General features: G+C 41.1%; 15 protein-coding genes and 5 tRNA genes. All 20 read left to right on the forward strand.

The features are described 5' to 3' along the window. Nucleotides 1–38 precede the first annotated feature (38 nt). Nucleotides 39–983 (forward strand): ribose-phosphate pyrophosphokinase, encoded by a 945-nt coding sequence (locus JWQ85_RS08720; RefSeq protein ID WP_256541153.1) that lies wholly within the window; start codon nucleotides 39–41, stop codon nucleotides 981–983. A 157-nt stretch (nucleotides 984–1,140) separates the two neighbouring features. Further along, a complete protein-coding gene (locus JWQ85_RS08725) occupies nucleotides 1,141–1,719 on the forward strand; it encodes a 50S ribosomal protein L25/general stress protein Ctc (protein WP_299466998.1) in 579 nt (192 codons plus the stop codon). A 178-nt stretch (nucleotides 1,720–1,897) separates the two neighbouring features. Next, the gene (pth, locus tag JWQ85_RS08730; protein ID WP_299467001.1) at nucleotides 1,898–2,458 is read left to right on the forward strand and encodes an aminoacyl-tRNA hydrolase; all 561 of its coding nucleotides are present in this window, start codon (nucleotides 1,898–1,900) and stop codon (nucleotides 2,456–2,458) included. Nucleotides 2,459–2,559: 101 nt separating this feature from the next. Beyond that, nucleotides 2,560–4,944 carry a TonB-dependent receptor gene (locus JWQ85_RS08735; RefSeq protein ID WP_299467003.1) on the forward strand — a complete coding sequence of 795 codons (2,385 nt, stop codon included), beginning with the start codon at nucleotides 2,560–2,562 and terminating at the stop codon, nucleotides 4,942–4,944. Then, nucleotides 4,916–5,302: a Spx/MgsR family RNA polymerase-binding regulatory protein gene (locus JWQ85_RS08740; RefSeq protein ID WP_299467005.1), complete on the forward strand. Its 387-nt coding sequence runs from the start codon at nucleotides 4,916–4,918 to the stop codon at nucleotides 5,300–5,302. Before JWQ85_RS08735 ends, JWQ85_RS08740 begins: the two co-directional genes overlap by 29 nt. Before the next feature lie 91 nt (nucleotides 5,303–5,393). Next, the gene (locus tag JWQ85_RS08745; RefSeq protein ID WP_299467007.1) at nucleotides 5,394–6,074 is read left to right on the forward strand and encodes a hypothetical protein; all 681 of its coding nucleotides are present in this window, start codon (nucleotides 5,394–5,396) and stop codon (nucleotides 6,072–6,074) included. Nucleotides 6,075–6,199: 125 nt separating this feature from the next. Further along, nucleotides 6,200–8,164, forward strand: a complete 1,965-nt coding sequence (locus JWQ85_RS08750) for a M1 family metallopeptidase (protein ID WP_299467009.1) — start codon at nucleotides 6,200–6,202, stop codon at nucleotides 8,162–8,164. A 108-nt stretch (nucleotides 8,165–8,272) separates the two neighbouring features. After that, nucleotides 8,273–8,956, forward strand: coding sequence for a hypothetical protein (locus tag JWQ85_RS08755; protein ID WP_299467011.1), 684 nt, complete (start codon nucleotides 8,273–8,275; stop codon nucleotides 8,954–8,956). Nucleotides 8,957–8,960: 4 nt separating this feature from the next. After that, nucleotides 8,961–10,091, forward strand: coding sequence for an epoxide hydrolase family protein (locus JWQ85_RS08760; protein WP_299467013.1), 1,131 nt, complete (start codon nucleotides 8,961–8,963; stop codon nucleotides 10,089–10,091). Between the two features lie 106 nt (nucleotides 10,092–10,197). Then, the gene (gene rpsU / locus JWQ85_RS08765) at nucleotides 10,198–10,392 is read left to right on the forward strand and encodes a 30S ribosomal protein S21 (RefSeq protein WP_067059690.1); all 195 of its coding nucleotides are present in this window, start codon (nucleotides 10,198–10,200) and stop codon (nucleotides 10,390–10,392) included. Between the two features lie 86 nt (nucleotides 10,393–10,478). Further along, nucleotides 10,479–11,393 (forward strand): tyrosine-type recombinase/integrase, encoded by a 915-nt coding sequence (locus JWQ85_RS08770; RefSeq protein WP_299467016.1) that lies wholly within the window; start codon nucleotides 10,479–10,481, stop codon nucleotides 11,391–11,393. A gap of 12 nt (nucleotides 11,394–11,405) precedes the next feature. Then, nucleotides 11,406–11,753, forward strand: a complete 348-nt coding sequence (gene raiA, locus JWQ85_RS08775; protein ID WP_256541144.1) for a ribosome-associated translation inhibitor RaiA — start codon at nucleotides 11,406–11,408, stop codon at nucleotides 11,751–11,753. Between the two features lie 243 nt (nucleotides 11,754–11,996). Then, nucleotides 11,997–12,069, forward strand: a tRNA-Thr gene (locus tag JWQ85_RS08780). Nucleotides 12,070–12,134: 65 nt separating this feature from the next. Next, nucleotides 12,135–12,215, forward strand: a tRNA-Tyr gene (locus JWQ85_RS08785). Between the two features lie 147 nt (nucleotides 12,216–12,362). Then, nucleotides 12,363–12,435, forward strand: a tRNA-Gly gene (locus JWQ85_RS08790). 79 nt (nucleotides 12,436–12,514) lie between these two features. Next, nucleotides 12,515–12,586 (forward strand) — tRNA-Thr (locus JWQ85_RS08795). Between the two features lie 59 nt (nucleotides 12,587–12,645). Next, nucleotides 12,646–13,833, forward strand: a complete 1,188-nt coding sequence (gene tuf, locus JWQ85_RS08800; RefSeq protein WP_299467020.1) for an elongation factor Tu — start codon at nucleotides 12,646–12,648, stop codon at nucleotides 13,831–13,833. A 120-nt stretch (nucleotides 13,834–13,953) separates the two neighbouring features. Continuing rightward, a tRNA-Trp gene (locus JWQ85_RS08805) sits at nucleotides 13,954–14,024 on the forward strand. An 18-nt stretch (nucleotides 14,025–14,042) separates the two neighbouring features. Then, nucleotides 14,043–14,237 carry a preprotein translocase subunit SecE gene (gene secE / locus JWQ85_RS08810; protein WP_299467022.1) on the forward strand — a complete coding sequence of 65 codons (195 nt, stop codon included), beginning with the start codon at nucleotides 14,043–14,045 and terminating at the stop codon, nucleotides 14,235–14,237. Between the two features lie 11 nt (nucleotides 14,238–14,248). Beyond that, nucleotides 14,249–14,442, forward strand: a 194-nt coding sequence (locus JWQ85_RS08815) for a transcription termination/antitermination NusG family protein (RefSeq protein ID WP_299467024.1), incomplete at its 3' end; no start/stop codon positions are given.

The following is a 14,442-nucleotide window of genomic DNA, read 5'->3' on the forward strand; positions in this document are numbered from 1 at the left end:
TCGGGATTGAATATCAGAAATTCGAAATCCCAAAAGAAATGCCTTTACAGTTTAATACAGTTAAGCTATTTGCAGGATCCGGCTCAACAGAGCTGGCCAAAAACATTGCCGAAAAATACGGTAAAGAACTTGGCGATATGGCCGTGTCCCGTTTCAGCGATGGCGAATTTCAGCCGCACTTTAATGAATCTATCCGCGGATGCGATGTTTTCCTGATCCAATCTACCCATCAGCCTACCGATAATTTAATGGAACTGCTAATGATGGTTGATGCCGCCCGCCGTGCATCTGCCCATTATATAACAGCGGTTATCCCTTACTTTGGTTTGGCCAGGCAGGATAGGAAAGATAAACCCCGTGTAGCCATTGGGTCGAAACTGGTAGCCAACTTACTGGTAGCTGCAGGTATCCACCGTATTATGACGATGGATTTGCACGCCGCGCAGATACAGGCATTTTTTGATGTACCGGTAGATCACCTGGATGCATCTATCATATTTGTACCTTATATAAAAAGCCTTGGTTTAACAGCGCTTACTATTGCATCGCCGGATATGGGCGGTTCATACAGGGCACGTGGTTTTGCCAAGTATTTTAATGCCGAGGTAGTAATATGCGATAAACGCCGTAAACGCGCCAACGAAATTGAAAGCATGACGCTGATTGGTGATGTTACCGACCAGGACATTGTGCTGATAGATGATATTTGCGATACAGCAGGTACGCTTGCAAAAGCTGCCAGCTTAATTATGGAGCGTGGTGCACGCAGCGTTAGGGCGGTTTGTACACACCCGGTATTATCTGGTAAGGCTTACGAAACTATCGAGAACTCGGCTTTAACCGAACTGATAGTTACCGATACCATACCATTAAAACACCAAAGCCCTAAAATAAGGGTGCTATCAACCGACGATCTTTTTGCCAAGGCAATTATGAACGTTAACGAACATGGCTCTATTAGCCAGTTGTTTAAGATAGATTAAGAGCCTCACCTAAACCCTCTCCAAAGGAGAGGACTTGAAAAGGCTCAATGAAAATGAATAAATGGCTTATCTAAGCCCCTCTCCTTTGGAGAGGGGTTGGGGTGAGGCTTAAAAATATCCATACCATGTTGGTGTGGCTTTGAATAATAAATAAATAATGAAATCAATTGCTATTAGCGGTTCTCCAAGAGAGAACGTAGGGAAAAGAGACGCTAAAGAACTGCGTTACCAAGGCTTAGTGCCTGCAGTACTTTACGGTGGTGCAACCCAAACCCACTTTGCAGTGTCCGCAGCTGATTTGAGAGCCGTAGTTTATACTCCGGTTGTTCATTTCATCGAAATTGAAGTAGCTGGTGTTAAATCAAAAGCTATTATTAAAGATATGCAGTTCCACCCGTTAACGGAACAACTTATCCACATCGACTTTTTATTGTTAGATGAAAAGAAACCTGTTACTATCGAGATCCCTGTAAAATTAACAGGAACTTCACCAGGTGTTAAAGTGGGTGGTAAATTAGTTCAAAAACTAAGGAAACTGCGTGTTAAGGCATTGCCTAAAGATCACCTGGATAACATCGAAGTAAGCATAGAAGCGCTTGAGGTTGGTAAATCAGTAAAAGTTAATGAGATTAAATTGCCTAACCTTACTATTACCAATGCACAGGAAGATACAATTGTATCTGTAACTACTTCACGTGCATTACGCCAGGCTGAACAAGAAGCTGGTAAAAAGTAATCTCTTCGAGATTGTAAAAAAAACAGCGATGGGATTTCCCATCGCTGTTTTTTTTTGATAAAAGACGGAAAGACAAAGGACAAAAGATATTAGCGTCTTTTGCCAACACTATTTCTTGACCCTTGTCCATAATCGCTTCGTCTTTTGTCTTTCTGTCTTTTATCTTTGCTCCAGGAATATGAAATATTTAATTGTTGGTTTAGGAAATATTGGGCCGGAATATGCCGATACAAGGCATAACATAGGTTTTATGGTACTGGATGAAATGGCTAAGCAGGAAGGCGCAAAGTTTTACAGCATGCGCCTGGCTTATTATACCGAGGTAACCCACAAAAGCCGCACCCTGTGCTTAATAAAACCAACCACCTACATGAACCTTAGCGGTAAAGCGCTAAACCACTGGATGCGCGAATTGAAAGTTCCTATTGAAAATGTGCTGGTAATAGTAGATGATATTGCCCTGCCATTGGGCACCCTGCGTTTAAAGCCGAAGGGCAGCGCCGCGGGGCATAACGGACTTAAGCATATCGAAGCAACTTTAGGTAACAACGAATATGCCCGTTTAAGATTTGGTGTTGGCGACGACTTCCCCAAAGGCCGCCAGGTTGATTACGTATTAAGTGGTTTCGACGAGGATGAAAAGCCCGAACTGCCTGCACTGATAGATCGTTCAATTGAAATGATAAAAAGCTTCGCCACTATTGGTACCGAACTCACCATGACCAAATTTAACAAGTAACCATTTTGTTACTTAACTATTTAGTTAAAGGGTGTTAAAACCCCCATTCTTTCTGCAACGTTAAGGTAGCTTTGCGTGTCTTATGACCTATACACTATTGCATGAAAAAAATTCTACTAACTACATTTTGCTGCTATATCTCTGTATTTATATTCGCGCAAAATGCCCCTCAAACAACATCTGTTAAAGGTATATTAATTGATTCTGCCATAAATAAGCCGTTGGGTTATGCAACAGTTGCCATAACAGATGCTGTTACCAACCTTCCCGTAAAAAGTACCCTTACTAAAGATGACGGCAGCTTCGAGGTCACTAAACTCGCCCCCAAAGCTTATAAGCTATCATTCATTTACGTAGGCTACAAAACAAAGGCTATTAATATAACGGCGACGGCTGATGTTAATACCGGCAAAATGCTGTTGTCGCCTTCTAGTAATCAGCTTAAAGAGGTGTCTGTTACTGCTGCCAGGCCCCTAATGAAACAAGAGGTTGACCGGATAAGCTATGATGTGCAGGCCGATCCGGAAAGCAAACAGCTAACCGCGCTGGATATGATCAGGAAGGTGCCTTTGCTTTCGGTTGATGGTACAGATAATATCAAACTGCGTGGGAGCGGTAATTATAAAATCTTATTGAATGGAAAAGAATCGGCTTTAATGTCGAGCAATCCTTCGGATATTTTAAAGGCTATGCCGGGCAGTAATATTGTAAAGATAGAAGTGATAACAACGCCGCCGGCTAAGTACGATGCCGAAGGATTAGCCGGTATCATTAATATTATCACCGTTAAAAAAGCCGACCAAGGGTATAACGGATCTATAAATGCAAACTATAACAGTGTTTTTGGCTATCGTACAAATCTTAACGCCACTGTTAAGCAAGGTAAGTTTGGTTTTAACGGTTACGGTGGTTATGGGCAAAGGCCAAGGCGCGACGCGGAATTTTTTAACCAGACAGATTTTTTTGGCACCCGGTCTACCTTAATACAAAACGGTACCCAGTTTAATAAAGGCATTAATAAATATGGCAGTGCCGAACTAAGTTTCGAGGCGGATAGCCTGAACCTGCTTACCGGTACATTCAATATTTATAATGGGAATAATAACTCGGGCAATAATCAGTATACCATGCAGCGGGATAGTGACGGGGTGGTTACCAACTCTAATATCTTAAACAATGGTGCAAGAGATTGGAATAGGTATGATGTAGGGATAAACTATCAGCTGGGTTTTAAAAACAATAAAGACCAGTTACTAACCGCATCTTACAAATACAGTGATTTTACAAATAACCAGTTTAACGATATTATAGGTACTAACGCTCCAAGTTATCGCCAGTACAATAGTTCCGGTTCAAAAGAACATACCACGCAGCTGGATTATATACAGCCTTTTAAAGTAGTTACCATAGAAGCAGGGGGAAAGCTTATTGCCCGCAACAACTTCAGTAATTTTCATAGTGATGCGCTGGTTGGTGATCAATATTTTACCGATACTGCTCAGGTGAATAATTTTACCTATAAACAGGATATATATAGTGTGTATAACTCGTATCAATTAAAATTTACCAAGTGGACGGTTAAAGCAGGGGCAAGGTTTGAACGCACTACCAACGATGCTGTGTTTTCAAAAGGCAGTACTTTAAATCAGCAGTTTAATAACCTGGTACCATCCATATCCTTACAACGCAGTTTAAAAAACAGCAGCCTTACCTTTGGGTTTACGCAGCGCATACAAAGGCCCGGTATATTCCAGCTAAACCCATTTGTGGATAGATCGAACCCTAATTATATAACGCAGGGCAACCCGGAGCTTCGCCCGGCTATAAATAACAACTTTGAGTTAAGCTATGGCAATTTTGCAAAAGGATCTATCAATATAAGCGGTAGTTATTCATTCGCTAATAACACCATCCAAAGCCTTGCATCGGTTAAGGATGATGTAACTACTACCACCTATGCCAATGTGGGCAAAAATAAAACCCTGGGGCTCGATATAAACCTTAACTACCCAATAACAAAAAAACTAAATGTGAACGTTAATGCCGAATTATTACGCATTTGGCTTAAAGGCACTTATAACGGGCAGTTTTTTACTAATAGCGGGCAGCAGGGCCACATGTTTACCAACAGCAGTTATAAGTTTGACAATGGTTACCGCATTGGGCTTAATATTGGTTACGATAGCCGTTACGTGCTGCTGCAGGGTACCGATAACTGGTATTTTGGCTACGGCGCAAACGTATCTAAAGAATTTTTGGATAAAAAGTTATCGGTGTCAGTAAACGCGCAAAGCCCTTTCAAGAAGTTTAACAAGCTTGATTTTTACACCCGGACACCCGATTTTCAAACCTATTCCTACAATTTTAATTACTACCGGTCATTTGGTATTAACATAAGTTATAAATTTGGCAAACTTAACAGCTCCATCAAAAAAAATCAGCGGGGTATTAACAACGATGATACCAGCGGCGGTGGGCGAGAATAAATCAGATTATAACATGAAAGTTTACGGCATCACTAATTGCAATACAGTAAAAAAAGCGCTCGATTGGTTTAAAGCCAATAACGTACCCTACGAATTCCACGATTTTAAAAAACTGGGCGTAAGTACCGAAAAATTGAATGAATGGGATGAAAAAGCAGGTTACGAAAAGTTTATGAACAAGCAGGGCCTTACCTGGAAACAGCTTGACCCCGCAGTTAAAGAAAGCATTAAAACCAAAAATGATGCCCTGCATTTACTGCAGCAAAAAACCAGCATGATCAAACGCCCGGTTATTGAAAAAGAAGATTTCCTATTCTTCGGGTTTGACGAGGCGGTGTACAGCAAAGAGTTGCTGTAGTTAAGTACGTTGCCTTTCAAAAGCATAAAACTTAGTTAATAATTGTTGTAGCACTTTTGCCATGGGGAGCGTAACTAAATAAAACCACCTTATGAAAAAAATATACATTTTTTTGTTAGCTGCAGTGCTGTTTACTGCATGTAAGAAAGCAGATACCGACAACAGAATAATAGTTGAGCCACCCTATCAAAAACTAATCTCCAGTGATACACTTACCAGCGGGCAGCTTTTTGGACTAACCATTGGGCAAACAAGTGCGGATCTATACGCTAAACTTCAGCAAGTACAGGTTGCCGAAAAAATAGGGGGTTTAAGCATTGTTAACAATGTATACACCAGCATTGATAGCCTTAAAACCAGGTTGCCTTTATACACCGGCATTTTTATGGATGAGGAGAGTGGTACATCAACCGGCGTGCAGCTAAGTTTCGAAAATAATAAAGTGAAAGCCATTTTCCTTAACAACGGTACCAAGCTTACGCACTGGCCGGTTAATTTCGCCCAAAATAACACCATCGCCATAGGCGACCCGGTTGATGGTATTTATCAAAAGCTGGTAAATATTAAGAAGAACCCGTCATCAGCAAAAAAACTCGAACGCCTATCTATATTTTTTAAGGATAACAACAAACCGTATGACCCGCAAATGAGCGCTTCGCCGCAATGGTACTTTGTTTCAACAATATCTGCTAAAAGGTATGTTTATGTTACACTAAATTTTACCGCCGGCAAACTGGTATCTATTTACACAGCAGAGTTCGAAAGTCAATAGGCCCGGATTTGGTTTGGTTATTAACAAAAAGGTAACTTCCTCATTACAACTACGTAATTATGTAAGCAGGTTATTCAATAATTTGTATTATTGTGTTTTGTTTTTACTAAATCATTATAAAAATTATGAAATTGAGACTGATTGCCGGTTGTACGCTGGCTATTATGACCGTTAGTGGCATTGTACAAGCACAGCAGCAGCAGCCACCGGTTAGCGCTTATAACTATCACGACGCTTTTGCGCCCTTCTTTTACACCAAAAATGGTTCGGAATTTCGCGCTGCAGATGGGCAACAGGGGCCAAAATATTGGCAAAACCGTGCCGATTACCAGTTATCGGCAACCCTTAACGATCAAACCAATGAGGTTACAGGTTCCGAAGTTCTAAATTATACAAACAACAGCCCGCAGAAATTAGATTTCCTGTGGATGCAATTAGACCAAAACTTATTTAAATCAGATTCTCGCGGTAGTGCTATCATACCTCCAAGCGGCAGCCGTAATGGTACCGGTGGGCGTGCAGCAAATCCTAATGCTGGTTATAATATTAAATCGGTAAAAATTGGCGATACCCCGGTTAAGTTTTTAATAAACGATACCCGTATGCAGGTGTTCTTGCCTACAGCCGTAAACCCTAATGGCGGCCAGGTAAAACTGAATATCGAGTATTCTTTTGTAGTGCCTGAGTATGGATCTGACCGTACAGGTATCCAAAACACAAAAAACGGTAAAATATTCACCGTTGCGCAATGGTACCCGCGCATGTATGTGTATGATGATATTATGGGCTGGAATGCTTTGCCATACACCGGCCCGGGCGAGTTTTACCTGGAGTATGGTGATTTTGAACTGAGCATTACTGCCCCGGCAAACCATATTGTAGTAGCATCGGGCGAGTTACAAAACCCACAGGATGTTTATACATCAGAGCAATTAAAACGTTGGGCATTAGCTGAAAAAAGCGAGCAAACTGTAGTTATCCGTTCAGCAAGTGAAGTTACTGATGCGGCATCTCGCCCGGCAGGTAAAAAAGAACTTACCTGGCGCTTTAAAATAAAGAACGCCCGCGACGTTTCATGGGGTTCATCAGCCGCGTTTATTGTTGATGCCGCTAAAATGGATCTGCCAAGCGGAAAAAAATCAACAGCAATATCTGCTTACCCGGTTGAAAGTGATGGCAACGATGCATGGGGCCGCTCTACCGAGTATGTAAAAAAATCTATAGAGTATAACTCACAAAAATGGTTCGAGTACCCTTATCCTGCCGCTACCGCTGTTGCGGGTGTTGTAGGTGGTATGGAATATCCGGGTATTGTATTTTGCAGCTGGAGGGCTAAAAAAGGCTCGCTATGGGGTGTTAACGATCATGAGTTTGGCCATACCTGGTTCCCGATGATAGTTGGATCGAACGAGCGCTTATACGGCTGGATGGACGAAGGTTTTAATACTTTCATTAATACTTTATCTACTGCCGATTTTAACAAAGGCGAGTATGCAGGTAAAAAACAGGATATGCAAAAAGTGGGTGCTTACCTTACCCGCCCCGAGCTGGAAACTGTATTAAGCCAGCCAGATAACCTTAAAGAAGCGAATACCGGCTTATTGCTGTACTTTAAACCAGGTACAGGTTTAACCTTATTGCGCGAGCAGATCTTAGGCCCCGAGCGTTTCGACTTTGCATTTAGGACATATGTTGCCCGCTGGGCATTTAAACACCCAACTCCTGATGACTTTTTCAGGACGATGGAGAATGCAAGCGGCGAGAGCCTGCAATGGTTCTGGAGAGGCTGGTTTGTAAACAACTGGCGCCTGGATGTTGGTGTGCGCGAGGTTAAATATGTAAACGGTGATGCAAGCAAAGGCGCTTTAATAACCCTTGATAACCTTGATAAACTGGCTATGCCTGCTATATTAGAAATTAAAACAGTTAGCGGTAAGGTTGAACGCCTTAAACTACCTGTCGAAATATGGGAACGCAATACCAGCTTTGTTGTAAAATACCCATCAACAGAAGAAATTGAATCGGTAACTTATGACCCTGATAAGGTGTTACCTGATTACAACCCGGACAACAATGTTTGGAAAAAGTAATAATTAATAAAAAACCCGGTTTAACCGGGTTTTTTATTGGTTTGAAATGTTAAAATTGAAACCTTTACCAGCCTAAACAAGTTTAAGCTATTAGCTAATACATCAGCCATGAAAAAAATACTTTTCGCCGCCGTTACACTATTATTTATAACCTCATTAGCTAATGCGCAAAGCGTATTTAAAGGTACCGTTTACGAGAATGGTACCAATACAAGGTTGCCGGATGTTTTTATAAAAGATATAAATAACAGGCAGGTAAGTATTACCGATAAAAATGGAAACTTTTCCATAAGAGCAGCAGTAGGCCAAACGCTTATATTTAATTCGCCGGGGTACAATTCAGATACCCTTTACCTGGTTGATCTTACTCCCAAAAAGATAATGATGAGCACATCAATGATATCTTTAAGGGCAGTAAACATTACGGCAACCCGTACAGCGTTTAACCCGAGAGAAGAGTACCCGGAGGTTTACGAGAAAAGTAAGGTGTATGTATTTTCGCCATCAACCTGGTTTAGCGGCGAAGGGAAAAAAGCCCGCAGGTTAAAACGCTATTTTCAGCGCGAAGCCGAAGAACGTAGTATTGATGCAGCATTTAGCCCGGCTTATGTAACCAGCCTGATACCACTTCGTGGAAACGATCTGGAAAACTTCATGACCATGTTTAGGCCAAGCTATGAATTTCTGCGCAGCAACAATGCCGAATCAATAGTGGCCTATGTTAATGATAGCTATAAGAAGTTTATGGCCCTGCCGCCCGAAAAAAGGGCCCCGCAGGCACTTAAGCAATAAAGCAATGGAGATAAGTCCATTTAAAGTTGCCATTCCCGGGCAACAAATAACCGATCTTAACAACAGGCTGCTAAACACCCGCTGGCCCGATGAGATAGACGGGGCAGGATGGACTTATGGTACCAACTTAAGTTATCTTAAAAATTTGTGCACTTACTGGACAAATGATTACTCGTGGCGTAAAACCGAAAATGATATAAACTCCTATGATAATTTTATTGCAGGGGTTGATGGATATCAAATACATTTTATACATGTAAAAGGTAAAGGCAGCAAGTCGGTGCCGTTAATAATCACACATGGTTGGCCAGGTTCTTTCCTGGAAATGATGAAGATGATACCTTACTTAACCGAAGGAACGGGGTTCACATTTGACCTGGTGATACCCTCGGTTATAGGTTTTGGCTTTTCATCAAAACCTACTTCGCCCGGATGCAATAGTGCAGTTATAGCTGATCTGTGGCATAAATTGATGTTAGGCTTAGGCTACACAAAGTATGGCGCACAAGGCGGCGATATTGGCGCCGGGATAAGCAGTTGGCTTAGCCTGAAACATCCTGATAATGTAATTGGCCTGCACCTGAATTTTATACCCGGTTCATACCAGCCTTATATGAAGCCAGGTGATAATTTGACCGCGGAAGAAACTATCTATAAACAGCAGATAGCCGAATGGTATGCTGAAGAAGGGGCTTATGGCAGTATACAAAGTACCAAACCACAAACACTCGCCTATGGTCTTAATGATTCGCCGGCTGGTTTATGCGGATGGATCATAGAAAAATTCCAAAGTTGGACGGATAGCGACGGTAATCCGGAAAGTGTTATCAGTTACGACGAACTGCTTGCCAATGTATCTTTATACTGGTTTACCCAAAGCCTGCCGTCATCCATAAGGCTTTATAAGGAAAGCAGGAAAGCCCCGCTTAAATTTGGCAGGGACGACCGCATTAACACTCCGGTAGCATTTACACGTTTCCCTAATGAATTGCCCACACCTCCACGCTCGTTTGTAGAAAAGTCATTCAATATCATACAATGGACAGAGATGCCAATGGGTGGCCACTTCGCGGCCATGGAGCAACCACAACTACTTGCGGCCAATATTAAAGGTTTTTTTGAGCAAATTATATAACGGCCTTACAGCGCGGGAATCAGCATGAAAAATTATAAAATATTGTATTTCAGAATTAAAACTATTTTCCTACCTTTGACGTCCCTGAAAGGAGGTATTTGGAATTATGATCATCATTAACGTAAAAGACGGCGAATCATTAGACAAAGCATTAAAACGCTTTAAAAAGAAATTTGAAAAAACGGGTGTTTTAAGAGAACTGCGCAGTCGCCAGGCTTTTGAAAAGAAATCAATTACCCGCAGGCATGAAATTAAACATGCTATCTACAAGCAAAATATGAATTTAGAAACTACTGTTTAATTCTTGTTAAAAAGAATTTTACATATTTCTTGTCACTATAAAAAGCTATTTGTACATTCAATTTATTGGGTGTTCAAATAGTTTTTATGTTTTTAGATAAGTTCATACAGTACATCAGGTTCGAGAAAAGATACTCACCCCATACGGTATCCGCTTATCAATCGGACATGGAGCAATTTCTGCTCTTTTTAAACCCACCCAATACAACACCATCGGTTTCGCACCCATCAGAAATCAGCCATCAGCACATCCGCAACTGGATGGTTCAGCTAATGGATAACAAGCTGCTTGCACGCTCGGTTAACCGTAAAATTGCCACACTTCGCAAATATTTCAAGTTTTTATTACAAGAGGGCGAGATAACTATCAATCCAACATCGCGTATAAACGCGCCTAAGGTGCCAAAGAACCTGCCCACTGTAGTTGATAGCGATAAGCTAACCGGTATGCTTGACGGCAGGATGGATGCCGGCGAAGAGCCTATTTTTACAAATGACTTTCACGGCTTGCGCGATAAACTGGTTATTGAGATGCTGTTTGGCACTGGCATGCGCCTTGCCGAAATTATTGGCATAAAAGAGGAAGATATTAATTTATATGAGAATACCATTAAAGTTTTAGGTAAACGCAACAAACAGAGGATAATACCCCTTAATAGCGAGCTTGTTCAACTGCTAAAGCGGTACATCGAGGCAAAGAAAAGTGAAAATTTTCATAACAATTCCGTAACGTTTCTCGTTACACATAAAGGAGCAAGTGTGTATCCGAAGCTTATATATTTAATAGTGCAGAAATATCTTTCACACATATCAACCCAAGATAAAAAAAGCCCCCACGTGTTAAGGCACACGTTTGCAACCAGCTTACTAAATAAGGGTGCCGATTTAAACGCAATCAAAGAATTGCTGGGCCACGCTAACCTTAGCGCTACTCAAATTTACACGCACAATTCAGTAGAACGACTTAAATCTATTTATAAACAAGCCCATCCAAAGGCATAAAAAGGAGGAAAAATGAAAATTACAGTGCAATCTATTCACTTTAGTGCAGACCAGAAATTGTTGGATTTTATCCAAAAGAAAGTAGACAAGCTGGAAACGTTTTTTGATCACATAATAAGCGGTGAAGTATATTTAAAACTGGAGAACGTAGAGGATGAAGCAAATAAGATATCGGAGATAAAGCTTATGCTGCCTGGGAACCAAATTTTTGCAAAAGAAAAGTGTAAAACGTTTGAAGAGGCTACAGATTTGGTGGTAGAGAGCCTTCGTAAACAGATAGAAAAACACAAAACAAAAAAATCTATTGCTGCCGAAGCCGTGAAAAAAGCGGCGCTAATTGCGGAAACAGATGATTTTTAAGCATATACGAGGGCAAAAATGAAGCCCGGATCGGCAGGTTTAAAGCCTGCCGATTTTTTTTGCAAAAATATTTTGTACGGGTTTAAATTTTTGTAGATTTGCAATCCCTTTCAGAGAGGGTTTAATCATCTCTGGTTTATTAAAAGGGTGGTTCTTTAAAAAGAAAAAAAATAGCGCAATATTATTTTGCAACCAAAAGCTAGAAAGACCTGTAAAGGTAACAAGATTATGGTAACAATTTAAGCCTCCTTAGCTCAGCTGGTAGAGCGACTGACTTGTAATCAGTAGGTCATTGGTTCGATCCCGATAGGAGGCTCTGTTTATTTCGGAAGAGTGATGTTTAGCTTCAACTTTGAACATCATAAATCCGAAATCAACAATGGGGGGATACCAGAGCGGTCAAATGGGGCGGACTGTAAATCCGCTGCTTCGGCTACGAAGGTTCGAATCCTTCTCCCCCCACTTTTTTTAGTTGGCAGTTTATAGTTGGCAGTTAGCAGTAAGCTTTCTGAAAACGATAAGCTGCTAACTCGATTAAAAGGTTTTCGGAAACGCAATATCGGCCAGGCATAACTGCTAACTGAAAACTGCTAACCGCAAGCTGAATAAGCGGAAGTAGCTCAGTTGGTAGAGCGATAGCCTTCCAAGCTATAGGTCGCGAGTTCGAACCTCGTCTTCCGCTCTTTTAAAAAGTGGGCAGTGTGCGGTTCGCGGTAAGCAGTTAACTGCAAACTGATAACTACCAACTGCAAACTAAATAAGCCGACGTAGCTCAGGGGTAGAGCACTTCCTTGGTAAGGAAGAGGTCATGGGTTCAAATCCCATTGTTGGCTCATAATTTTTAATACAAATTATAATTAATAATAAATTAACCTACAAACAAATATAAATCATGGCAAAAGAAAAATTTGACCGTAGCAAACCGCACTTAAACATCGGTACAATCGGTCACGTTGACCACGGTAAAACAACCCTTACCGCAGCTATCACTAAAGTATTAGCTGACAAAGGTTTTTCAGAAGCTCGTTCATTCGATTCGATTGACTCAGCTCCTGAAGAAAAAGAGCGTGGTATTACAATCAATACAGCGCACGTTGAGTATTCAACACAAAACCGTCACTATGCACACGTTGACTGTCCAGGTCACGCGGATTATGTGAAAAACATGGTTACAGGTGCGGCTCAAATGGACGGTGCAATTATTGTTGTTGCCGCTACTGATGGTCCAATGCCTCAAACCCGTGAGCACATCTTGTTAGCCCGCCAGGTTGGTGTGCCTTCATTAGTTGTGTTTATGAACAAAGTTGACATGGTTGATGATCCAGAATTGTTAGAACTTGTTGAAATGGAAATCCGTGAATTATTATCATTCTACGATTACCCAGGTGATGATATCGCTGTAATTCAAGGTTCTGCATTAGGTGGCCTTAACGGCGAGCCTAAATGGGTAGATAAAATTATGGAGCTTATGGATGCTGTAGATACACAGATCCCTATCCCTCCACGTTTAACTGAGCTTCCTTTCTTGATGCCTGTTGAAGATGTATTCTCGATCACTGGTCGTGGTACTGTTGCAACTGGTCGTATCGAGCGTGGTGTTATTAACTCAGGTGAGCAAGTAGACATCCTTGGTATGGGTGCTGAAAACTTAAAATCAACTGTTACAGGTGTGGAAATGTTCCGCAAGATCCTTGACAGGGGTGAAGCTGGTGATAACGTAGGTTTATTGTTACGTGGTATTGAAAAAACTGATATCCGCAGGGGTATGGTTATTTGCAAACCAGGTTCAGTAACTCCACACACTGACTTTAAAGCAGAAGTTTACGTATTGTCAAAAGCAGAAGGTGGCCGTCACACTCCATTCTTCAACAAATACCGTCCGCAATTCTATTTCCGTACAACTGACGTAACCGGTGAAATTTCATTGGCAGAAGGTGTAGAAATGGTTATGCCAGGTGATAACGTTACAATCACTGTTAAGTTGATCAACGCTATTGCTATGGAAAAAGGCTTACGTTTCGCTATCCGTGAAGGTGGCAGAACAGTAGGTGCTGGTCAGGTAACTGAAATTTTAAAATAATTTCTTACCCTTAAATGGGTAGCAAACGGTTAATTTTTGTGTAAAGTACCGGGACATTTGTCTCGGTACTTTATTCACAATAAGCAAAACAATATAATTTCCCTTTTTTGGGATATATACACGGGAATAGTTCAACGGTAGAATAGAGGTCTCCAAAACCTTTGATCAGGGTTCGAATCCTTGTTCCCGTGCACAAGTAATAATTAAAGATGGCAAGCGTAACTGAATATATAAAGGAATCATACATTGAGTTGACCCAAAAGGTAACATGGCCAACTTGGCGCGAATTACAAAACAGCGCTGTATTAGTGTTGGTTGCCGCAATTATTATTGCTTTGGTAATATTTGGAATGGACCAGATTATTGGTTTTGTTCTTAATAAGTTTTATACTTCACTAGCCTAATTATTATATAGATGAGTGATCAACTAAAATGGTATGTTGTGCGTGCCATCAGTGGTAAAGAAAAGAAGGTAAAACAATATGTTGATGCGGAAATAGCACGGTTAGGTATAGCTCACTTAGTTCCGCAGGTATTGATACCTACTGAAAAATATTACCAGATGCGCGACGGGAAGAAAATTGCCAAAGAACGCAATTACTTTCCGGG

Source organism: Mucilaginibacter sp., assembly GCF_028288105.1.
Lineage (GTDB): Bacteria > Bacteroidota > Bacteroidia > Sphingobacteriales > Sphingobacteriaceae > Mucilaginibacter.

Bases quoted from the DNA above. Each gene is read 5' to 3' on its own strand.
- pth (WP_299467001.1), top strand. From the start codon at position 1,898: ATGAAATATTTAATTGTTGGTTTAGGAAATATTGGGCCGGAATATGCC.
- JWQ85_RS08755 (WP_299467011.1), top strand. From the start codon at position 8,273: ATGAAAAAAATACTTTTCGCCGCCGTTACACTATTATTTATAACCTCA.
- rpsU (WP_067059690.1), top strand. From the start codon at position 10,198: ATGATCATCATTAACGTAAAAGACGGCGAATCATTAGACAAAGCATTA.
- JWQ85_RS08740 (WP_299467005.1), top strand. From the start codon at position 4,916: ATGATACCAGCGGCGGTGGGCGAGAATAAATCAGATTATAACATGAAA.
- raiA (WP_256541144.1), top strand. From the start codon at position 11,406: ATGAAAATTACAGTGCAATCTATTCACTTTAGTGCAGACCAGAAATTG.
- tuf (WP_299467020.1), top strand. From the start codon at position 12,646: ATGGCAAAAGAAAAATTTGACCGTAGCAAACCGCACTTAAACATCGGT.
- JWQ85_RS08735 (WP_299467003.1), top strand. From the start codon at position 2,560: ATGAAAAAAATTCTACTAACTACATTTTGCTGCTATATCTCTGTATTT.
- JWQ85_RS08720 (WP_256541153.1), top strand. From the start codon at position 39: ATGCCTTTACAGTTTAATACAGTTAAGCTATTTGCAGGATCCGGCTCA.
- JWQ85_RS08750 (WP_299467009.1), top strand. From the start codon at position 6,200: ATGAAATTGAGACTGATTGCCGGTTGTACGCTGGCTATTATGACCGTT.
- secE (WP_299467022.1), top strand. From the start codon at position 14,043: ATGGCAAGCGTAACTGAATATATAAAGGAATCATACATTGAGTTGACC.
- JWQ85_RS08725 (WP_299466998.1), top strand. From the start codon at position 1,141: ATGAAATCAATTGCTATTAGCGGTTCTCCAAGAGAGAACGTAGGGAAA.
- JWQ85_RS08745 (WP_299467007.1), top strand. From the start codon at position 5,394: ATGAAAAAAATATACATTTTTTTGTTAGCTGCAGTGCTGTTTACTGCA.
- JWQ85_RS08760 (WP_299467013.1), top strand. From the start codon at position 8,961: ATGGAGATAAGTCCATTTAAAGTTGCCATTCCCGGGCAACAAATAACC.
- JWQ85_RS08770 (WP_299467016.1), top strand. From the start codon at position 10,479: ATGTTTTTAGATAAGTTCATACAGTACATCAGGTTCGAGAAAAGATAC.